Here is a 19,601-nt window from a genome sequence, read left to right on the forward strand (position 1 = left end):
GACCCTCACACCTTGGGGACCATATATCCCACGCCGCGCACGTTCTGGATCAAGTCGCTGCCCAGCTTCTTGCGCAGGCCGTGGATATAGACTTCCACGGCATTGCTGGACACTTCGTCGCGCCAGCTGTACAGCTTTTCCTCGAGCTGGGCGCGCGACAGCACGGCGCCGGGACGCGCGACGAGCGCTTCCAGCACGGCCCATTCGCGCGCCGACAGCACGACCGGCTGGCCGTCGACCAGCACTTCGCGCGTGGCGGGATTGATGGTGATGTTCTTGTATTCGAATATGGGTTCAGCGCGTCCGGCGGCGCGCCGCAGCAGCGCGCGGATGCGCGCCAGCAGTTCGTCGAGATCGTAGGGTTTGAGGACGTAGTCGTCCGCGCCGGCATCGAGCCCGGCGATGCGCTGCGAGACGGCGTCGCGCGCCGTGGCGACCAGCACCGGCGTGCGGTCCTTGCGCGCACGCATCGCGCGCAGGACCTCGAGCCCGTCCTTGCGGGGCAGGCCCAGGTCGAGCACGACGAGGTCGTAGTTCTGGTTCTGCATCAGGGCCGTGTCGGCCATCTCGCCGTCCTTGACCCAGTCGACGGCGTAGTGCTCGGCCCTGAGCAGGTCGAGCACCACTTCGCCGATCATCGTATCGTCTTCCACCAGCAGCAGCCGCATCCAATCCCCCGATTCTCAGAAACCCATGCGGATGAAAAACGTCACGATGCGTCAGCCGATCGGCACGGGGATGAATATTTTGTCATCTCCACGCTGAACCAGCAAGGCCACCGACTTGGCGGACTTCCTGACGACATCGCGCACCTGGCCCACCGAACTCACCGGCTTGCCATTCACGGCCAGCACCACGTCGCCCGGCTGCACGCCGGCCACCGCCGCCGCGCCGCCCGCATCCTCGACCAGCAGGCCCGCCGCGATGCCGGACTGGTTGCGCTCGGACGGGTCGAGCGGACGCAGGGACAGGCCCAGCTTGGCGCCGTTGTCGCCGCCGGCGAGGTTGTCGCGGCTGGACGGATCCGGCTTGTCCTTGGCATTGGCCAGCGTGGCGTTCATCTGCACGATTTTACCGTCGCGCCAGACGTCCAGCGCCAGCTTGTCGCCCGGCTTGGCCACCGACACGATGGCCGACAGGTCGCCGCCCGTGATGAGCGGCTGGCCGTTGACCTTGCGGATCACGTCGCCCGCCTTGAGACCGGCCTTGTCGGCTGCGCTGCCGCGTTCGACGTTCGACACGAGCGCGCCGTCCGGCGACTGCAGCTTGAACGCATCGGCGAAGCCCTGGCTGACGTCCTGCAGGCCCACGCCCAGCTTGGCGTGCTGCACCTTGCCGGTGGCGACGATCTGGTCCTTGATGCGCACCGCGACGTCGATCGGGATCGCGAACGACAGGCCCTGGTAGCCGCCCGTCTGGCTGTAGATCTGCGAGTTGATGCCGACCACCTCGCCGCGCGTGTTGAACAGCGGACCGCCCGAGTTGCCGGGGTTGACGGCGACGTCGGTCTGGATGAACTGCACGCCGTTCTGGTCGATGTTGCGGCCCTTGGCGCTCACCACGCCGGCGGTCACGGTCGACTCCAGGCCGTACGGCGAACCGATCGCCAGCACCCATTCGCCGACCTGCAGGTTGCGCGTGTTCCCGAGCGGGACGACGGGCAGGTTCTTCGCATCGATCTTCAGCACGGCGACGTCGGTCTTCGGATCCGAGCCGAGGACTTTCGCGCGGTATTCGCGGCGGTCCTGCAGCTTGACCGTGACTTCGTCGGCGTCGCGCACCACGTGCGCATTGGTCAGGATGACGCCGTCCGGGCTGACGATGAAGCCCGATCCGGCGCCGTAAACGAGTTCCCCGCGTCCGCCGCCGCCATGCGGTTGCTGCGGCTGGAAGCGGCGGAAGAATTCGAAGAACGGATCGTCCTCGTCGAACTGCGGCATCTGGCGTTGCGACACCTTGGTCGTACCGACGACGCGGACGTTCACGACGGCCGGGCCGTTGTGGGCGACGATTTGGGTAAAGTCGGGCAAGGCCACGCCGGCCGGATTGCCCGCCACCGGCGCCGCAGCGGCGGCGACAGGGGCCGGCGACGCCGGCGCGGTTGCGACGGCCGCGGCGGCGGCGTCCTTGTGTTCGACTGCGATCGTACCTACCGCTCCGCCAATGACACCGGCCGCAAACAGGGCCAGCGTGAGACGTTTTGCGGTGATGGCAGTAACAGTACCTTCGTTAGGCATTGACGTGCTCCCAGATTGGAAAGTGGTTTGAAGACTGCGCTTTTCGTAGGGAGTATATTGGCGCAGCAGTCTTAGACCTTCCTTAAAAATCGGCAGGCCGCGCAGGCGCCCGGGAGGTTGCGCGCCGGCGCTTGGCCACCGAGGCGCGCAGGCTCACGCTGACCGGGAAGGTGCGCGTGACGGTGCGGTTGAAGCCGTAGCACAGGTTGAGGAGTTCGGCGATGCCGTTCTTCGTCATCTCGCGCCAGGGGATGTGCACGGACGTCAGGCGCGGCGCCGAATACGCGGCGGCGTCGGCCAGTTCGGCCATGAAGCCGTCGATGCGGTCGACGTTGTCGGCGACCGTCATCGGGCCGGCGATGACGGCGATCTCGCGGTGCGCCTGATCAGGACGTGGTGTGTGCGCGCAATGCTCTTCAGGGCGCCGCGCGCCAGGTGAACGTCACCACGCTGGCGGCCGGCAGCGTGTAGCGGAAGCCCCGCGCGCCCACGCGTACCGCGAGCGCGCGCGGCTGCGCGGCGCCGTTTGCCACCAGCAGCGCGAACGAACCGTCCGGGTTGGCGAACGCCACGTTGTCGTCGCCGCTCGATGCGATGCGGCGCGCGCCCGGCAGCACGAAGCGGCTGGCGTGGGCCAGCGCGTAGTACTCGACGTTGCGCGTGACGGCGCCCGTGGCCGCATCGATGGTCACGACACCGCGGCAGTTCGCGCAGCCACCCAGGTGCGGGCCGTCGTGCGCGTCCAGCGCCAGGTTCCAGAACAGGACGCCGCGCGCCCAGTTGCGCGTCGTGTCGATGACGAGCGTCTTCGCAAAATACTGCAGGTTCTGCGCCCAGTCCGGCGCCCAGCGCCCGCCCGAGCATTCCGTGAACCACGTGTCCTTGGCCGGGAACAGGCGGTGCAGCCGGCCCTGCGCGCGCACGTCGCCGCCGTAGCAGTGCCACGCGATGCCGCTCACGTACCGCGCCGCTGCCGGATCGGAGAGCACGATGGCTGGCGACTCCGGCTCGTCCCAGTTGTGGTCCCAGTCGAAGATGGCGGTGCCCGGGTGCGTACGCGCCAGCAACGGCCCGAGATGGCCGCCGATGAACGCGGCGCGCTTGAACGGATCGACGCGCATCCCGGGATAGTCGTCCGGCTCGAAGTGCGGTTCGTTCTGCAGGGTGAGCGCCGACACGGTCACGCCCGCGGCCTGCATCTCCGCGAGGTAGCGGTCCAGGTAGCGCGCGTAGGCGTCGAACGCTTCCGGCTTCAGCGTGCCCTTCACGAGGCTGTCGCTCGTCTTCATCCAGCCCGGCGCGCTCCAGGGCGACGCCATCACTTTCAAGTGCGAATTGATGGCCAGTGCCGCCTTCACGGTCGGCAGCACGGTGTCGCGCTGCGGCGCGAGCGAGAAGTGCGCGAGCCGCGGGTCGGACTGCCCCGGCGGCATATCGTCGAAGCTGTAGTGGGTGCGCGAAAAGTCGGAGGCGCCGATCGTCAGGCGGGTGAACGACAGGCCGATGCCCTCGCCTTCGCGGCCGAACAGGCGGCGCAGCAGCGCGTCGCGCCGGGCCGGGTCCATGTGCTGGATCAGGTACGCCGACGCATCCGTGATGGCCGCGCCGAAGCCGGCGATTTCCTGGTAGCGCGTGGCCGGATCGACGGTGATCGTCGCGGCGCCGGGGTCGGCGGCGTTGTTGGCCTCCATGCGCGCATCGGCGGCGCGCGCGAGCAGGTGCGACTGGTCGCCGGTGGTGATCCAGGCCTGCACCGGCGCGGCGGCGGCGCCCGGCGCCAGCGCCGCGAGGACAACGAGGGCGGCGGCCCACGGCGTGGCCAGGATACGGTGGGGGACGAACGGTTGCCGCATGCGGCATCTCCTCTGATTGGAAACGTTGCCAATCTGGCCGCGCCAACTATAGCAGCTATGTCCGCGAAGTCAACGGGAGCGCGGGATCAATACATGTCGGGGACGATGATCGCCTGCGGCACGGGACGCCGCACGTAGTCGTCGTGGTATTCGCGTTCGGGCAGCCGGATCGAGGGCCGGTCGACTTCCGCGTACGGGATCTGCTGCAGCAGGTGGTGGATGCAGTTCAGGCGCGCCCGCTTCTTGTCGATGCCCTGCACGACCCACCATGTCGCTTCCGGGATGTGGGTACGCTCCAGCATGATCTCTTTCGCCTTCGTGTACTCTTCCCAGCGGCGCCGCGATTCCAGGTCCATGGGACTCAGCTTCCACTGCTTGAGCGGATCGTGGATGCGGCTGAGGAAGCGCGCGTTCTGTTCCTCGTCCGAGATCGAGAACCAGTACTTGATCAGCTGGATGCCCGAGCGCGCCAGCATGCGCTCGAATTCGGGCACGGTCTGGAAGAATTCCTCGTACTCGGCGTCGGTGCAGAACCCCATCACGCGCTCGACGCCGGCGCGGTTGTACCAGCTGCGGTCAAACAGGACGATCTCGCCGGCCGCCGGCAGGTGCGACACGTAGCGCTGGAAGTACCACTGCGTGCGTTCGCGGTCGTTCGGCGCGGGCAGCGCGGCCACGCGGCACACGCGCGGATTGAGGCGCTGGACGATGCGCTTGATGGCGCCGCCCTTGCCGGCCGCGTCGCGGCCTTCGAACAGGATCACGACCTTGTGCCCCGTGTGCACGACCCAGTCCTGCAGCTTGACCAGTTCGGCCTGCAGGCGGAACAGCTCGCGGAAGTAGTGCATGCGCGCTTCCCGCTCCGCGTCGGTCTGCGCGTGGGCCGGCAGCAGCGTGTCCGGATCGAGGTCGCGGTCGTCCAGTTCCAGCTCGAGTTCCTCGTCATAGCTGTCGGCGATGTCACGGCGCACGCGTTGCACCAGGTCCGGATGATCGGTATGTCGCATGAGGGTGGCGGGTTCGGAACGGTGTGGAGGACGTGCCCGACTATAAAGCGCGGATGTGACGGCAGCGTGACCGGTGCCCACCCTACGTCGATCGGGTACCGTGACCGGTGCGCGGCGGTCGGCACGGAGTATCCAGCGTACCTGAATCGGGCGCCGTAGGGTGGGCTCCCCGAGCCCGCCATGCATGACCGGTAAACGACAGAAGGCGCCGAAGCGCCTTTGTGTCAAGCGGTCACGCGATTACGCGGCGTGCTGCTGCTGGCCCGGTTGCTCCAGCACCTGCACGTTGTCGGTGTTGCCGTTGGCATCGGCGATCGCGATCTTGCGCGGCTTGAATGCTTCTGGCACTTCGCGCGCCAGTTCGATGGTCAGGATGCCGTTGTCGAAGCCGGCGCTGACGACCTTCACGTGGTTGGCCAGCTGGAAGCGCTGTTCGAAATCGCGCTGGGCGATGCCGCGGTGCAGGAAGGTGCGCTGCACGTCGTCCTTCTGTTTGCGGCCGGTCACGAGCAGCGTGTCGCGTTCGGAAGTGATCTCGATCTCGTTGCGGGTGAAACCGGCGAGCGCCATCACGATACGGTATTTGTCTTCGGAGACCAGTTCGATGTTGTACGGCGGGTAGCTCGGCGCGGTTTCGGCGCGTTGTTCGAGCAGGTTCACCAGGCGGTCGAAGCCGATGGCGGAACGATACAGGGGGGACAGGTCAAAAGTACGCATGATTCGATATCCTCTAAAAAGTACAAGCGATAAGTTGACGGACCTCATCGTGAGCATCCGCTGGAACCAATCTAATGGCACCCTGCCCCGTTTTCAAGCCGTACAAAATATCTTTTTTACGACCGCTCCTAAAATTTTGTTTGGATCGCTGCCGGCCGGAATTTCGCCCTGGCGCACGGTGCTACACTCGGCCGTTTGCATCCATTCCCTGGGTTTCAGCCAATGACCGCTTCCAAGTTCGCTTCCACCGTCTCGGCCGCCGCGCTCGCGCTGGCGCTGGCCTTCCCGGCGCATGCCGGGGTTCCCGCCCCCGTCGACCAGCCCTACCCCGGCACCATCGTGCTGAACGTCGATGCGACCGATCTGTCGCAGCAGGTCTTCCGCATGCACATGACGATCCCGGTGAAGCCCGGCCCCCTCACCCTGCTGTATCCACGCTGGATTCCCGCGAACCACGGCCCGAACGGCCCGATCACCCAGCTGGCGGGCCTGAAATTCACGGCGAACGGCAAACCGGTCGAGTGGGCGCGCGACCCGATCCAGGTGTATGCGTTCCACCTGGTCGTGCCCGAAGGCGCGACGACCCTGGAAGCGGAATACCAGTACCTGTCGCCGCTGGACGGCGGCCAGGGGCGCATCACGATGACGGACGATATCCTCGGCGTGCAGTGGATCTCGACCACGCTGTACCCGGCCGGCTATGTGGCGCGCGGCATCGACGTGCAGGCCAACCTCAAGCTGCCCGCGGGCTGGCAGTACGCCACCGCGCTGGAGACCGACAACCGCGCCGGCGACGAGGTCCATTTCAAGACGAGCGACCTGGAGACGCTGATGGACTCCCCGCTGTTCGCGGGCCGCTACAGCAAGCGCTTCGACCTCGACCCGGACGGCAAGGTGCGCGTCACGCTGAACGTCTTCGCCGACCATCCGGAAAGCCTGGAAGCGAAACCCGAGCAGATCGCCGCGCACCGCGCGCTCGTGCAACAAGCGTATAAACTGTATGGTTCGTATCACTACGACCACTACGACTTCCTGTTCGCGCTGTCCGACGAATTCGGCGGCATCGGCCGCGAGCACCACCAGTCCAGCGAGAACGGCGTCACGCCGGGCTATTTCACCGACTGGGCCAAGGGCGAGGCCCGGCGCGACCTGCTGCCGCACGAATACACGCACTCGTGGAACGGCAAGTTCCGCCGTCCGGCCGGCCAGAACGTCCCCAACTTCAACACCCCGATGGACAACGAGCTGCTGTGGGTGTACGAAGGCCAGACCCAGTACTGGGGCAATGTGCTGGCCGCGCGTTCCGGCCTCGTCTCGGCAACCGGCGCGCGCGACGCCCTGGCCGCGATGGCCGCGCGCTACGACAGCGTCGCGGGCCGCGCGTGGCGTCCCGTGCAGGACACCGTCTACGACCCGATCCTCAACGCGCGCCGCCCGCTCGGCTGGCCGAACTGGCAGCGCAGCGAGGATTACTATGTCGAGGGCATGCTGATCTGGCTGGACATCGACACGCGCATCCGCGAACTGTCGCGCGAGCGCCGCTCGCTGGACGATTTCGCGCGCGCCTTCTACGGCGTGAACAACGGCAGCCACCTGCCCGTGTTCTACACATTCGACGACGTCGTCGCCACCCTGAACAAGATCCAGCCGTACGACTGGGCGGCCTTCCTGCGCGCGAAGCTGGACGGCCACGGTCCGGGCGCCCCGCTGGACGGCCTCGCCCGCGCCGGCTGGAAGCTCGTCTACACGGACACGCCGACGGACTACATCAAGGGCTACGACGAGCGGAATAAATCGCTGGACCTGACGTATTCGCTCGGCTTCACGGTGGCGCAAGATGGCGCGGTCCGCAACGTCGTGTGGGACGGCATCGGCTTCCGCGCCGGCCTCGCCGCCAACACGACCGTCATGGCCGTCAACGACCGCGTGTACAAGCCGGAACTGCTGAAGGCCGCGATCAAGGACGCGAAGGACGCGAAGGAGGCCAAGCCGATCCGCCTGCTGGTCAGGAAGGGTAACGTGCTGCGCACGATCGCGCTCGACTACCGCGGAGGCCTGCGCTACCCGCGCCTGGAACGCATCCCGGGCACGCGGGACCGCCTGGAGACGATCTTCGCGGCGCTGAAGTAAGTTATAGACGCAAGTCATCGAACTGTCATGAAAACCTCCTAAGCTGAACGTGCCGGCAAAGCACAACAAGGAGGCGATATGGGATGGCTGAACGACCTGCGCGCCGCACGGCTGCGGCGCGCTTCCCCCTGGCAGGCCGCGCTGGCGGACCTGCCGGCGGGGTTGGAGAGTTTCTGGCGCCACCACGCGCCGCGCGAATACGAAGGCATCCGGACGGATGCCTTTTTTTTCACCCGCGCGGCGGAAGGCTTGCTGCGGTTCTTCGACACGGTGCGGCACAGCGGCCAGTCCTGCGCCCTGCCCTCGAACGCGGCGGACTCGGTATGGCACGCCTGGCTGCGCCAGGATCCGATCGGGCTGGAACGCTTCTGCCGGCGCCATTTCGGCAGCGCGATACCCCACGTCGAACGCGCCGGCCTCGCATCGAACGCCCTGCTGCACGCGTTCGCGGCCTGCTGCGCGCGGGACGGCGTCCATCCGGGCACGCTGCGCATCCCGGCACTGTTCGCGCTGGACGCCGACCTGCGCATGCCGGGCGGGCACGGTTACTGGAACCGCGCCGGCGAGATCCGCTACGCGCGCCTGAACGAACGTGGCCGCGGCATGTGGCGCGCCACGCCGCATCCGGAACTGGCGCTGGCGGCCCTCGTGGCACACGGCCTGGTCGCGCCGCAGATCCTGGCCGCCCACGAGCGCAGGCTAGCGGCGGCGACGGATGACAATGCCTGCGGCGGCATGGCGTTCGCCGACGGCGACGCGGGCGGCGACGGTGGCGCGGGCGACACGTGCGGCGACGGCGGCGCGGGCGACGGCAGCTGCAGCTGCGGCAGCAGTTGCGGTGGCGATTGAGGTGGGCGTGACTTTGAACCGTCATCCCTGCGCAGGCGGGGATCCAAGGTTGCACGCCTCGCGGCAACGCATGCAGAACTTGGATTCGCGCCTGCGCGGGAACGACGCAAGGATGCTCAGCGGATGATCGCCGCCAGCTCGGCGGCCACCTGACGGCCCAGCAGGTGGATGTGCCAGCCGTCGACGAAGCCGTGATGCGCCTGCACGGAGAACGGCAGTTGCAGGCCGTCGGGACCGGCGCGGAAACGGCCCCAGGCCAGCGAGGGAATGTCCGGCGTGGCGAGGGACGCCATCGGGTGCTGGATCGAGGTGAAGTCGAGCCACGGCATGCAGGTGACGAACACCTGGTCCTTGGCCTCGCGCGGCGACATCGTGCGGTATTTGATATTCAGTTCCGCCATGTTCGACGCCGCTTCCCGCGCCGCCTGGCCGCGCGCGACGAATTCGCGCACGTCGTCGGTCCAGTCGAACTGGGCGAAGTTCAGATCGCCGTACTGGTTCATCACCGTGAACGACGGCACGAGACGGTCGATGCGGATCACCTCACCGTCGACGACGCGGTAGCGGAAGTTCTCGACCTTGAGCACCGCGCGCAGCACGGCGCACAACATCACGTGAAAGGGCGCCAGCGCCTGCGCCTTGCACCAGGGCCGGAAATCCGGCACGTCGAGCGTGAAGCACAGGTTGACCGCGGGGCTTTCCATGCGGTCGAAGAAGTCGAAGCGGTCGCGCCGCCGTTCGAAGTCATGCATGCGGCGCCTCCGAGGCGAGGTAGCGCGCGCTCCAGGCCGAGATGACGCCGGCGACGTAGGCCGCATCCTCGCGCCGCGAGATCAGGTGGTCCATGCCGTCCAGCGACACGAAGCTTTTCGGATGCTGCGCCAGTTCGAAGATGCGGGTGGCGTTGTCCATGCTGACGGTGTCGTCCTGCGGCGCCTGCATCACGAGCAGCGCGCGCCCGAGGGTGGCGATTTTTTCGTGCAGCTGGTGCCGGGCGGCGTCCTCGACGAATTGCTGGCGGATGTTGAAATCGCGTCCCGCCAGCTTCACGCGCGCCTCGCCCTGTTGGGCGATCGTGTCGAGGTGCTCGGACAGCAGTGTATTCACGACGTAGTGCGGATCGCTGGGCGCGGCGATCGTCACGACGGCACGCGCTTCCGGCACGCGCTGCGCCGCCGCCAGCACGGCCGCGCCGCCCAGGCTGTGGCCGATGAGGAGCCTGGGGGCCGCGAATGTCGCGCGCAGGTAATCGGCGGCCGTGACGAGATCCTCGACGTTGGATGAAAAATTGGTGTCGGCGAAATCGCCATGGCTGGACCCGAGGCCGGCGAAGTCGAAGCGCAGCACGGCCACGCCGAGCGCCGCCAGCCCGCGCGCGATGTGCGTGGCGGCCAATACGTCCTTGCTGCAGGTGAAGCAATGGGCAAAGATGCCGTAGGCGCGCGGCGTGCCGGCCGGGGCGTCCAGCTTGGCGGAGATCTTGCCGTGCGGGCCGGGGAAGTCGATACGTTCGGTGAGCATGGTGTTCGTTGCGGGAATCGGTGACAGACGCATTGTGGAACAAGCCGGGAATATTTGCTTGAACGGGTGGGAATGCGTGAGCTTTCGGGACGATGAAATTGCTATGCTGGGCGCTCGACTCAAGGAGAAAACGCATGCGCCTCATCATTGCCCTGGTCCTGCCCTGGCTGACCTTTTTCACGATCGGCCGTCCGTTCGCCGGCATCATCTGCCTGATCCTGCAGATCACCGTGATCGGCTGGCTGCCGGCCGCGATCTGGGCCGTGTATTCGCTCAGCCAGTACAAGACCGACCAGAAGATCGAGCGCGCGCTGCGGCAGCGGACCTGAGCCATGATGCGTCGCCAGATATTGTTATTCGTCGCGCTCGTTGCCCTCTGCCTGGGACTGACCGGTTGCGCATCGCTGCAAGACGCGATGAAGTGCTTTCCGGGAAAGGACAGCTGGCCGCTGTGCGGCCTGTAATCGATGAAGAAAGCGATCGGCTTGCTGCTGTGGCTGGCCGGGCACGCCGTCAATGTCCTGACGTTGGCCGGGGCCTGCGTCTATCTTTGGGGCGTCGTCGTCTGGATGCATGCCCCGCTCGCGGGCGCGCTGGGCGTGACCGCCGCGATGGCGTTGCTGCCCCTGGCGCTGGCCTGGGTGTGCACGACGATCGGCAAGCACCTGTGGAAGAATCTGCCCGTGGCCGCGCCGTCGCCCGCCAGACGCTGGCTGCTCGCCGGCGCCGGCATCGTCTTCGTCGTCGCCTGCGGCTCGCTCGTGCGCGCCGGACTGGCCGAGCACCAGTGCGGCGTCGACCGGTCGCGCACCTGGGCGACGCGTGACGCGGACACGCGCAGGAACGGTTTCGAGCGTGTCTGCCCGGGCGACCTGGCACGTTTCGATATCTCGTTCAAGTCGCTCGCATCGAGCACCCGCAAGCTGGCGTTCACCCCGGTCGATCTGGCGCACACGCCGTTCGCGCGGTTCGAGAGCCTCGGCGGCCGGGCCGAATCCGTCGGCGATGTGCCCTCGCGCCTGTACCGCGGCTTCCGCATGCCGGACGGGCACCGGGTCACCTTGTTCGAACACGACATGTCGGCCGACGGCAGCAGGAGCTGGCGCGCGCCCAAGGACGAACCGGAACGCATCAACGGTTTGCCGGCGCGACTGGTCGTCCTGGAAGACAACACCGGCACGGCGGTCTCGCTGCTGTCGTGGTTCGAGGGCCGGCGCGGTTACCAGCTCTGGATCGATGCCAACGTCGCGCGCGTCCCGCTGCGCGGCCAGTTGTTCGCGCTGGCGGCGTCGCTGCCGCACTCGGTGCCGGCCTGTCCCGACGAGCCCCCGCCCGCGCCGCTGCGCTTCGACGCGGACGGCAATCCTGTCGACGAACCGATGCCCGAGGTGCTGACCCGGACGCAGGCGGATGCGCTGGCCGACGGGAGCAAGCGGCCTTGCAAGTGACCGCGGGGTGCCTCGGCGAGCGCGGGCCTCAGTCGTTCAGGCCGAGCGCTTCCCATCCCTGCGGCGTGAGCTTGACGTACAGCTTTTCCTTCTGCGTGCGCTCGCCGTCGACGGTCCGTCCGAGGACGGGGAACGCCTCCTTGACCTGCGGTTTCCTGGCCCACGCGGCCACGTTCGACAGCGTGTACGTGTAGATCACGCTGGATTCCTCGTGGTCGCCCACCTTGGCCGGGTCGGCCCAGCGCACCACCTTGTCCAGCGACTTGCGGCCCCAGCACAGGCGCGGCTGCTTTTTCGCGTCCGCGCGCAGGTAGGGCTGCGCGGCGGCGGTCATCGTGTAGCGCCTGACCTTCACCTTCAATCCGTTCGGCTTGCCGTCGACAAAGGTGCCGGGCAATTCCATGTCCTCGCCCCTGGCCAGGCCCGCCGCTTCCAGCGCCGCCATCCGGCCGGCGACGCCGTCCGGGTACAGCTTCTGCTGGCGCAGGTCGGTTTCGTACACGTCGACCGGCCAGGTCACGGGGTCCAGGCACAGGTCGCCCTTCTTGTCGAAGTACTGGCCGACAGTGACGGCGAAATTCTTCTCGTTGGCGGAGGTCTTGCCGCCGCAGGCGGACAACGCGGCGGACAATGTCACGCCGAGGATCAGGGAAATGGCGGTCTTGTTCATAGTAATTTTATTGTACCAAGGCTTGAAGACTGTCGGTCGCCGCTCATCCGAACAAGCCATGCAAGAACCACCTCGGTTCCCGCTCATCGATACCGATGCGTTCCCGATACACCCAGTACAGCGTGTGATCCTGTCCCTCGGCGATGAAATAATCGCGCGTTTCCGGGCCGTCCCACCAGCCGCCCTCGATACGCTCGGGGGTCGAGGCCACCCGCAGCGGCGAGCCGTAGAACGGACGGCGGTCGCGCATCAAGAGCGCGATCGGGCGGGCCAGCAGCCACGTCGGACGCGGCAGGCTCAGCACGTCGGGCGGCAGCTGGGCGTTGCGCGCCTTGTCGCTGACGTTGTGCTGGACCGGCACCCAGACGTTGGCCTGCTCCGGGCGGTAATCGGCCAGCGGCAGCGGCTGCAGGACGTTGTCCGCGCCCAGGCGCGCCGCCAGCAGTTCCAGCATGCGCATGCGGTCTTCCTCGCTGCCGCCCGGTTCGGGGAACAGCGAGGCATTCGGCGGCGCCATCGGCCGCACCTGCACGGCTTCCAGCGCGAGGCCGATCACGGGCGCGTCCAGCGTCAGCCTGGCGAGGCGTTCCCGGAGCAGGCGCACCAGGTGCTCGTCGCGCCACGCCGGCTCGGCCAGCACGATCTCGATGCCGGTCGGCGGGCATGCCACCCTGCCCCGTTCGTGCTCCAGCCGCAGGACGATGCGCTCCACCGCCAGCTGGCGCGCACACAGCCAGCCCGTGAGCTGCACCAGCAGGCAGCGTGCGCCCGCCAGCAGCAGCTCGGCGTCGTCGATGCGGTCGTACAGTTCCAGGCGCGCGCGGAAGGTCTCGGGCGGCGCGATCCATGTGTGCAGCTCCGAAGTGAGACCGTAGGCGGCATCGAGCAGGTCGAGCAGGTCGCGTCCGCAGCGCCGCTGCAGGCCGGGGCGCGGCAGGCGGCGCAGGTCGCCCAGCGTATGGCAGCCGATGCCGTCGAACCAGTCCGCGAACGGACGCGCGGGCGGCGCCAGCAGCACGGCCAGCCGGTCGAGCCGGCGCAGCAGCGATTCCATCCGCACGGCGCGGCCCGCGTTCGCGCGCGCCAGCAGCCAGGCCCCGCGCGCGGTGGGCGCGCACGCGAGCGAGGCCGTGAAGCCCAGCGCGCGCACGTTCGCATGCACGCGCCGGCACAGCGCGCGGATGCCGCCGAACAGGCGCAGGCTGGCGCCGACATCCATCAGCAGCGTCGCTTCCGCGCCCTCCGTCACCTGCGGCGTGTACTGCAGCAGGGCCAGCGCCACCGCCTGGCGCGCCTCCGCCTCCAGCGCCGGCGCACGCACGTGGAGCCGGGCGTCGGGCAGCAGCATCACCACGCCGCCGCGGCGCATGCCGACGCGCACCCCGGCGTCCATTGCCTCCTGCGAGGCCACCAGCACGCGCTCCTGCTCGAGCACGACGCTGCCGGCGTCAGTGGACCAGCTCGGTGCGAACACCTCGAGCGGCAACCGGGGCAGGTGTAGTCCGATCCACAGGCGCATGGCGATTGGGCAGGTAGGAAGTCAATGGAAGGAACAGGGTCGCGTCGCGCTGCGGTCCGCGGCGTTTCACGAAACTGATGTCGATGCCGCCCGACTGGGGCCGCAAGGCGAGACGCAGCGGCGCCGGCGACGCGTCCTGGCCGGCCGCCAGCGGCCGCATCATGAAGAACAGGGTCTCCCCCGCCTGCGCCGCCAGGTGCAGCCGGCGCAGGTGTTCGCCACGCACGTGGTTTTGCCAGAACAGCAGCGCGCCGCAACTGCCGCTGCGCAGCACCTGTTCCGCCGCCCACAGCGCATCGGCCGTGCCGCCGGCACGCAGCCAGATCAGTTGCGAAGGCTGCACCCCGAGCGCGGCCAGCGCCAGGGCCTGGGGCGGATGCGGCGGCTGCAACAGCACGACGCGCCGCGTTGCCACGGCCGCCAGCGCGGGACGCAGCAGCCGCATTTCGCCGATGCCGGGCTGCGGCAGCAACAGGTCGACCAATGTTCCGGTCGGCCAGCCGCCGCCGGGCAAGTGGGCCGACAGGGCGAGATGGCCGGTATCGATGCAGCGCGTGTCACCACGCGCCAGCTGCGAGGCAAGCCAGAGCGACGGATGCAACGACTCCGGCGCTGCAGATATTGAACCTGAGCAATTCATGTTTGATGCGAAGAAATACTGTATAAACATACAGTACTATTCTCATCAGGTTTTGGCAAGGTTAATCTTCTTGAATGGTAGGGTGGACAGCTCCACCGAAACGCTTGTGTCGCTACGACGCCGGCGCCCACGCGTAACGCTTGCATGGCCAGCTCGGTAGGGTGGGCTCCCCGAGCCCACCATGCAGCATCACCGATCAAAAGGCATGCCGGATCCCGAGATCGACCGCCCCGTTCCCCGATCCCCCTTCGATGGCGCTGCCGACCGTGTAGCTTGCCCCGTGCCGGTTCACGATGTGCGCGATCGCGGCATACAACTCGGTCCGGCGCGACAGCGCGTAGCGGTAGCCCAGCGCGTACTGGCTCGCGTCCTGGTCGAGCGCGCCGCGGTCGTCCTTGTGGATCCACGACACCATCCACGTGTGCGGGCCGGATGGGATCGTGGCGCCCAGCAGCACGTCGCGGCTGTCGCTCGACGCCACCGGCGTACCGGCCCTGCCGTACGGGTTCGCCGTATTGCGCAGCAGGGAACTGTTCGGGCCCTTGTTCACGCCGTACGCGACATGCGCCTTCACGAAGCCGAAGTCGTAGACCGCGGCCAGCACCGTGTTCTTCGCATTGCCGGCGTTCCTGAGCGCCGCCGTGCCGTTGTTGCGGTTGTGATAGCCGAGCCGCGCATGCAGCGGGCCGGCGTTGTAGTCGAGCGCACCGCCGAATTGCCGGCCCGCCGCGCTGTCGCCCGCCACTTCGCCGGCGCCGTACACGACTTCCGCGCTCACGCCGCCGACGCCGGGCGACACGTATTTCAGCGAATTGTCCATGCGGCTGGTCGAGTTGCCGCTCGGGGCCATCAGGTTCTTCGTGTCGCCCGCGTAGCCGGAGCCGAACGGGTCGGCCAGCACCACCGTCAGGTATTGCGGCGTGTACTGGCGGCCCGCCGTCAGCGTGCCGAAGCCGCCCTGCAGCCCGGCATACGCCTGGCGCCCGAACAGCAGCCCGCCCTGCCCCAGCGCGCCGGTATCGGCCTGGAAGCCGCTCTCCAGCAGGAATATCGCGGCCAGGCCGTCGCCCAGGTCCTCGCGCCCCTTGAAGCCGAGCCGCGAGCCGGCGCCGACGCCGCTCGTGATCTTGGTGACGTCGCCGGCGCTGCCGCCGGTTTCGCGCACGAGCGCGACGTCCACCAGGCCGTACACGTTGACCGACGAGCCGTCGGCGGCACCAGCGTCCATGCAGATCGCGGCCAGCGCGCCGGCACACAGGATTGTTTTCATCATTGTCTCTTTCTCGTTATGGTTATGGTTATGGTTGTGGTTGTGGTTATGCGGGGATGCCGTCATGGAGCGTGGCGACGGCCGCCGGTGCTTCCTGCGCCGGGGGCGCATACCCGCCGCCGCCCGGCGTCTCGATGACGAACACGTCGCCCGCGCACATCTCCGTGGTCGCGACGAAGCCCAGTTTCTCGACCTTGCCGCCGGCCCGCACGACGTAGTTGCGGCCGCACCTGCCGGGCTCCCCGCCCGCCATGCCGAACGGCGGCACGATGCGGTTGTTCGACAGGATCGACGCCGTCATCGGCGCCAGGAAGCGGATCCGGCGCACACCGCCGTTACCGCCGTTCCAGCGTCCGCGGCCGCCGGAATCCCGTGCGATCTCGTAGCTGTCCAAGCGCACCGGATAGCGCCACTCGAGCACCTCCGGATCGGTCAGGCGCGAGTTCGTCATATTGGTCTGGACGACGTCCGTGCCATGGAAGCCGTCGCCCGCCCCCGAGCCGCCCGCGATGGTCTCGTAGTACTGGACATCCTCGTCCCCGAACGTGAAATTGTTCATCGTGCCGGGCGACGACGCCTGCACGCCGAGCGCGCCGTACAAGGCGTTCGTGATGCAGCTCGACGTCTCCACGTTGCCGGAGACGACGGCCGCCGGGTAGCGCGGATTGAGCATCGAGCCTGCCGGGATGATCACGTTCAGCGGCTTCAGGCAGCCGGCGTTGAGCGGGATGTCGTCCTCGACGAGCGTGCGGAACACGTACAGCACGGCCGCCATGCAGATCGAGCTCGGGGCATTGAAATTGTTGTCGAGCTGGGGCGACGTGCCGGTGAAGTCGATGTCGGCCGTGCGCGCGGCGTGGTCGACGCGGATCGCCACCCGGATCACGGCGCCGTTGTCGAGCCGGTACGTGTAGCTGCCGTCCTTGAGCGCGCCGACGACGCGGCGCACGGCTTCCTCGGCATTGTCCTGCACGTGCCGCATGTACGCCTGCACGACGTCGAGCCCGAACTGGTCCACCATCTTGAGCAGCTCTTCGACGCCCTTCTGGTTGGCGGCGACCTGCGCCTGCAGGTCGGCGATGTTCTGCGCCACGTTGCGGCACGGGTAGGCACCCGACAGCAGCAGCGCCGCCGTCTCGCGTTCGAGGAAGCGCCCCGCCCGCACCAGCTGGAAGTTATCGATCAGGACGCCCTCTTCCTCGACCCTGCGGCTGTCCGCCGGCATCGATCCCGGCGCGATGCCGCCCACGTCGGCATGGTGGCCGCGCGACGCCACGTAGAACAGGATGTCCTTCCCCGCCCGGTCGAACACGGGCGTGATCACGGTGATGTCCGGCAGGTGCGTGCCGCCGTGGTAAGGATCGTTGAGCATGTAGACGTCGCCCGCGCGCATGCGTCCGCGGTTGGCCTCGATCACCGTCTTGATGCTCGCGCCCATGGAGCCCAGGTGGACGGGAATGTGCGGCGCGTTGGCGATCAGGTTGCCCTCGGCATCGAACAGCGCGCACGAGAAGTCCAGGCGTTCCTTGATGTTCACCGACACCGCCGTGTTCTGCAGCCGCAGGCCCATCTGCTCGGCGATGCTCATGAACAGGTTGTTGAAGACTTCCAGCATGACCGGATCGGCCTCGGTGCCGATGGCCTTGCGGCGCGCGCGCGGCGCGACGCGCTGAAGCACGAGGTCGTCCTCCGCCGTGACCTCCGCCACCCAGCCCGGTTCCACCACGTTGGTGCCGTTCGCCTCGACGATGATCGCGGGGCCGGCGATGCGGTCGCCGGGCCGCGTCTGCGCGCGCAGGTACAGCGCGCTGTCGTGCCACTGGCCGCCCGAGTACACGGGCACCGTCTCGTGCGGCGCCAGCGGCGTGGCGCGCGGCCCGGGACCGGCGGCACGGGCGGCGGCGGCGTCGGTGTCGCCGATCGCTTCCACCGAGATCGCCTCGACGACGATCGTCTTGTCCGGCATGAGGAAGGAATAGCGCTTGCCGTACGCTTCCTCGAACTGCACCTGCATCGAGGCCACGCTGTCGTGCTGCACGATGATGACGGAATCCGTGCCTTCGTAGCGCAGGTGCGCCCGCTTGACGACGCGCACGGCATCGAGCGCGATGCCCTGCGCCAGCAGTTCATTGGTCGCTTCCTGCGCCAGCGCGTCCAGCGCGGCACGCAGCCCGCCGTCGGCCAGCGCCGTTTCCATCGTCCGCTCGCGCATCGCCGTCTGGCTCGCGAGGCCCATCCCGTACGCGGACAGCACGCCGGCGAACGGGTGGGCGAAGATGCGGGTCATGCCGAGGGCGTCGGCCACCAGGCAGGCGTGCTGGCCGCCGGCGCCGCCGAACGTGGCCAGCGTATAGTCGGTCACGTCGTGGCCGCGCTGCACCGAGATGAACTTGATCGCGTTGGCCATGCTGCCGACCGCGATCTCCAGGAAGCCTTCGGCCACCTCTTCCGGCGTGCGGCGGCGGCCGGTCTCGCGTTCGATGCGGGCGGCGACCTGCGCGAATTTCTCGCGCACGATGCCGGCGTCGAGCGGTTCATCCGCGTGCGGGCCGAACACCGCCGGGAAGTGCGCGGGCTGGATCTTGCCGAGCATGACGTTGCAGTCGGTGACCGTGAGCGGCCCGCCGCGGCGATAGCTGGCCGGGCCCGGATTGGCGCCCGCGCTGTCCGGACCGACGCGCAGGCGGGTGCCGTCGAAGTGCAGGATCGAGCCGCCGCCCGCCGCCACCGTGTGGATGCTCATCATCGGCGCGCGCATCCGCACGCCCGCGACCTGCGTCTCGAATTCGCGTTCCAGTTCGCCCGCGTAGTGCGACACGTCGGTGGACGTGCCGCCCATGTCGAAGCCGATCAGCTTCTCGAAGCCGGCCTTGCGCGCCGTGCCGACCATGCCGACGATGCCGCCGGCGGGGCCGGACAGGATCGAGTCCTTGCCCTGGAAGCGGTGCGCGCCCGTCAGGCCGCCATTGCTTTGCATGAACAGCAGGCGCACGCCTTCCATCTCGGCCGCGACCTGGTCGACGTAGCGGCGCAGGATCGGCGACAGGTAGGCATCGACGACCGTCGTGTCGCCGCGCGACACCAGCTTCATCATCGGGCTGACCTGGTGCGAGACCGACACCTGCGTGAAGCCGGTTTCCGCGGCGATGGCGGCGACCGTCCGTTCGTGATCGCCGTAGCGGTAGCCGTGCATCAGCACGATCGCCACCGAGCGGAATCCGTCGGCGTGCAGCGCCGCGAGGTCGGCGCGCACGGCGGCGGCGTCCAGCGGTGCGATCACGTCGCCGTGCGCGCCGATGCGCTCGTCCACTTCGACCACGCGTTCGTACAGCAGCTGCGGCAGCACGGGATGGCGGTCGAACAGGCGCGGGCGGTTCTGGTAGGCGATGCGCAGCGCGTCCCTGAACCCCTTGGTGATGAGGAGCGCGGTGCGCTCGCCCTTGCGCTCCAGCAGGGCGTTCGTCGCGACCGTCGTACCCATCTTGACGGCTTCCACGAGGTCGGGCGTGATCGGGGCGTCGGGCGCGATGCCGAGCAGGCGGCGGATGCCGGCGACGGCGGCGTCGCGGTACTGCTCCGGGTTCTCGGACAGCAGCTTGGCCGTCACCAGCGCGCCGTCGGGCTTGCGCGCGACGATGTCGGTGAAGGTGCCGCCGCGGTCGATCCAGAACTGCCAGCGCTGGCGCGGCGTGTTGTCGTGATGGGTTGCTTGGTTCATGGTCTTACCTCTTCAAAATATC

The 19,601-nt window shown here is 68.1% G+C and carries 17 protein-coding genes; 4 read left to right on the forward strand and 13 right to left on the reverse strand.

What is annotated here, in order from left to right:
• Positions 1–5: 5 nt before the first annotated feature.
• The 6 genes from U9J41_RS11565 to U9J41_RS11590 all read right to left on the reverse strand — a co-directional run bounded on the left by U9J41_RS11565 (position 6) and on the right by U9J41_RS11590 (position 5,814).
• On the reverse strand, positions 6–668 hold the full coding sequence (locus tag U9J41_RS11565; protein ID WP_322402329.1) for a response regulator transcription factor: 663 nt from the start codon (positions 666–668) through the stop codon (positions 6–8).
• A gap of 51 nt (positions 669–719) precedes the next feature.
• A complete protein-coding gene (locus U9J41_RS11570; protein ID WP_322402330.1) occupies positions 720–2,237 on the reverse strand; it encodes a Do family serine endopeptidase in 1,518 nt (505 codons plus the stop codon).
• Between the two features lie 82 nt (positions 2,238–2,319).
• Positions 2,320–2,586 carry a hypothetical protein gene (locus U9J41_RS11575; protein ID WP_322402331.1) on the reverse strand — a complete coding sequence of 89 codons (267 nt, stop codon included), beginning with the start codon at positions 2,584–2,586 and terminating at the stop codon, positions 2,320–2,322.
• 67 nt (positions 2,587–2,653) lie between these two features.
• The gene (locus U9J41_RS11580; protein WP_322402332.1) at positions 2,654–4,090 is read right to left on the reverse strand and encodes a glycoside hydrolase family 30 protein; all 1,437 of its coding nucleotides are present in this window, start codon (positions 4,088–4,090) and stop codon (positions 2,654–2,656) included.
• An 86-nt stretch (positions 4,091–4,176) separates the two neighbouring features.
• Complete coding sequence (gene ppk2, locus U9J41_RS11585) at positions 4,177–5,097, reverse strand: polyphosphate kinase 2 (RefSeq protein ID WP_322402333.1); 921 nt, start codon at positions 5,095–5,097, stop codon at positions 4,177–4,179.
• Between the two features lie 240 nt (positions 5,098–5,337).
• Entirely contained in the window at positions 5,338–5,814 is a 477-nt protein-coding gene (locus U9J41_RS11590; protein ID WP_322402334.1) for an Hsp20 family protein, read from the reverse strand.
• Between the two features lie 222 nt (positions 5,815–6,036).
• Between U9J41_RS11590 and U9J41_RS11595 the strand changes: the two genes are divergently transcribed.
• Entirely contained in the window at positions 6,037–7,944 is a 1,908-nt protein-coding gene (locus U9J41_RS11595) for a M61 family metallopeptidase (protein WP_322402335.1), read from the forward strand.
• Between the two features lie 78 nt (positions 7,945–8,022).
• Positions 8,023–8,793, forward strand: a complete 771-nt coding sequence (locus tag U9J41_RS11600; RefSeq protein ID WP_322402336.1) for a glycine-rich domain-containing protein — start codon at positions 8,023–8,025, stop codon at positions 8,791–8,793.
• A 116-nt stretch (positions 8,794–8,909) separates the two neighbouring features.
• On the opposite strand, the gene U9J41_RS11605 is transcribed toward U9J41_RS11600, so the two are convergent.
• Both U9J41_RS11605 and U9J41_RS11610 read right to left on the reverse strand, forming a co-directional pair.
• Entirely contained in the window at positions 8,910–9,545 is a 636-nt protein-coding gene (locus U9J41_RS11605; protein ID WP_322402337.1) for a CatA-like O-acetyltransferase, read from the reverse strand.
• Entirely contained in the window at positions 9,538–10,314 is a 777-nt protein-coding gene (locus tag U9J41_RS11610) for an alpha/beta hydrolase family protein (protein ID WP_322402338.1), read from the reverse strand. The genes U9J41_RS11605 and U9J41_RS11610 overlap by 8 nt, the downstream gene beginning before the upstream one ends.
• Before the next feature lie 134 nt (positions 10,315–10,448).
• Between U9J41_RS11610 and U9J41_RS11615 the strand changes: the two genes are divergently transcribed.
• Both U9J41_RS11615 and U9J41_RS11620 read left to right on the forward strand, forming a co-directional pair.
• A complete protein-coding gene (locus tag U9J41_RS11615) occupies positions 10,449–10,643 on the forward strand; it encodes a YqaE/Pmp3 family membrane protein (RefSeq protein ID WP_322402339.1) in 195 nt (64 codons plus the stop codon).
• A gap of 138 nt (positions 10,644–10,781) precedes the next feature.
• Positions 10,782–11,762: a hypothetical protein gene (locus U9J41_RS11620; RefSeq protein WP_322402340.1), complete on the forward strand. Its 981-nt coding sequence runs from the start codon at positions 10,782–10,784 to the stop codon at positions 11,760–11,762.
• A 28-nt stretch (positions 11,763–11,790) separates the two neighbouring features.
• Here the strand turns inward: U9J41_RS11620 and U9J41_RS11625 are convergent, their stop codons facing one another.
• From U9J41_RS11625 to U9J41_RS11645, 5 genes are all read right to left on the reverse strand, one after another.
• The gene (locus U9J41_RS11625; protein WP_322402341.1) at positions 11,791–12,432 is read right to left on the reverse strand and encodes a hypothetical protein; all 642 of its coding nucleotides are present in this window, start codon (positions 12,430–12,432) and stop codon (positions 11,791–11,793) included.
• A 43-nt stretch (positions 12,433–12,475) separates the two neighbouring features.
• Positions 12,476–13,951, reverse strand: a complete 1,476-nt coding sequence (locus U9J41_RS11630) for a Y-family DNA polymerase (protein WP_322402342.1) — start codon at positions 13,949–13,951, stop codon at positions 12,476–12,478.
• Complete coding sequence (gene imuA, locus U9J41_RS11635) at positions 13,881–14,621, reverse strand: translesion DNA synthesis-associated protein ImuA (protein WP_322402343.1); 741 nt, start codon at positions 14,619–14,621, stop codon at positions 13,881–13,883. Before imuA ends, U9J41_RS11630 begins: the two co-directional genes overlap by 71 nt.
• 166 nt (positions 14,622–14,787) lie before the next feature.
• Positions 14,788–15,864, reverse strand: coding sequence for a porin (locus tag U9J41_RS11640; RefSeq protein ID WP_322402344.1), 1,077 nt, complete (start codon positions 15,862–15,864; stop codon positions 14,788–14,790).
• Between the two features lie 43 nt (positions 15,865–15,907).
• Complete coding sequence (locus U9J41_RS11645; protein WP_322402345.1) at positions 15,908–19,579, reverse strand: hydantoinase B/oxoprolinase family protein; 3,672 nt, start codon at positions 19,577–19,579, stop codon at positions 15,908–15,910.
• Positions 19,580–19,601 lie beyond the last annotated feature (22 nt).

It is taken from the genome of Massilia luteola (genome assembly GCF_034420155.1).
In the GTDB taxonomy this organism is placed as follows: Bacteria; Pseudomonadota; Gammaproteobacteria; order Burkholderiales; family Burkholderiaceae_D; genus Telluria; species Telluria luteola.

What these genes read in the sequence shown, in the direction of transcription:
- U9J41_RS11565 (WP_322402329.1), bottom strand. Translation starts at nt 668, where the DNA reads ATGCGGCTGCTGCTGGTGGAAGACGATACGATGATCGGCGAAGTGGTG.
- U9J41_RS11570 (WP_322402330.1), bottom strand. Translation starts at nt 2,237, where the DNA reads ATGCCTAACGAAGGTACTGTTACTGCCATCACCGCAAAACGTCTCACG.
- U9J41_RS11575 (WP_322402331.1), bottom strand. Translation starts at nt 2,586, where the DNA reads ATGACGGTCGCCGACAACGTCGACCGCATCGACGGCTTCATGGCCGAA.
- U9J41_RS11580 (WP_322402332.1), bottom strand. Translation starts at nt 4,090, where the DNA reads ATGCGGCAACCGTTCGTCCCCCACCGTATCCTGGCCACGCCGTGGGCC.
- ppk2 (WP_322402333.1), bottom strand. Translation starts at nt 5,097, where the DNA reads ATGCGACATACCGATCATCCGGACCTGGTGCAACGCGTGCGCCGTGAC.
- U9J41_RS11590 (WP_322402334.1), bottom strand. Translation starts at nt 5,814, where the DNA reads ATGCGTACTTTTGACCTGTCCCCCCTGTATCGTTCCGCCATCGGCTTC.
- U9J41_RS11595 (WP_322402335.1), top strand. Translation starts at nt 6,037, where the DNA reads ATGACCGCTTCCAAGTTCGCTTCCACCGTCTCGGCCGCCGCGCTCGCG.
- U9J41_RS11600 (WP_322402336.1), top strand. Translation starts at nt 8,023, where the DNA reads ATGGGATGGCTGAACGACCTGCGCGCCGCACGGCTGCGGCGCGCTTCC.
- U9J41_RS11605 (WP_322402337.1), bottom strand. Translation starts at nt 9,545, where the DNA reads ATGCATGACTTCGAACGGCGGCGCGACCGCTTCGACTTCTTCGACCGC.
- U9J41_RS11610 (WP_322402338.1), bottom strand. Translation starts at nt 10,314, where the DNA reads ATGCTCACCGAACGTATCGACTTCCCCGGCCCGCACGGCAAGATCTCC.
- U9J41_RS11615 (WP_322402339.1), top strand. Translation starts at nt 10,449, where the DNA reads ATGCGCCTCATCATTGCCCTGGTCCTGCCCTGGCTGACCTTTTTCACG.
- U9J41_RS11620 (WP_322402340.1), top strand. Translation starts at nt 10,782, where the DNA reads ATGAAGAAAGCGATCGGCTTGCTGCTGTGGCTGGCCGGGCACGCCGTC.
- U9J41_RS11625 (WP_322402341.1), bottom strand. Translation starts at nt 12,432, where the DNA reads ATGAACAAGACCGCCATTTCCCTGATCCTCGGCGTGACATTGTCCGCC.
- U9J41_RS11630 (WP_322402342.1), bottom strand. Translation starts at nt 13,951, where the DNA reads ATGCGCCTGTGGATCGGACTACACCTGCCCCGGTTGCCGCTCGAGGTG.
- imuA (WP_322402343.1), bottom strand. Translation starts at nt 14,621, where the DNA reads ATGTTTATACAGTATTTCTTCGCATCAAACATGAATTGCTCAGGTTCA.
- U9J41_RS11640 (WP_322402344.1), bottom strand. Translation starts at nt 15,864, where the DNA reads ATGATGAAAACAATCCTGTGTGCCGGCGCGCTGGCCGCGATCTGCATG.
- U9J41_RS11645 (WP_322402345.1), bottom strand. Translation starts at nt 19,579, where the DNA reads ATGAACCAAGCAACCCATCACGACAACACGCCGCGCCAGCGCTGGCAG.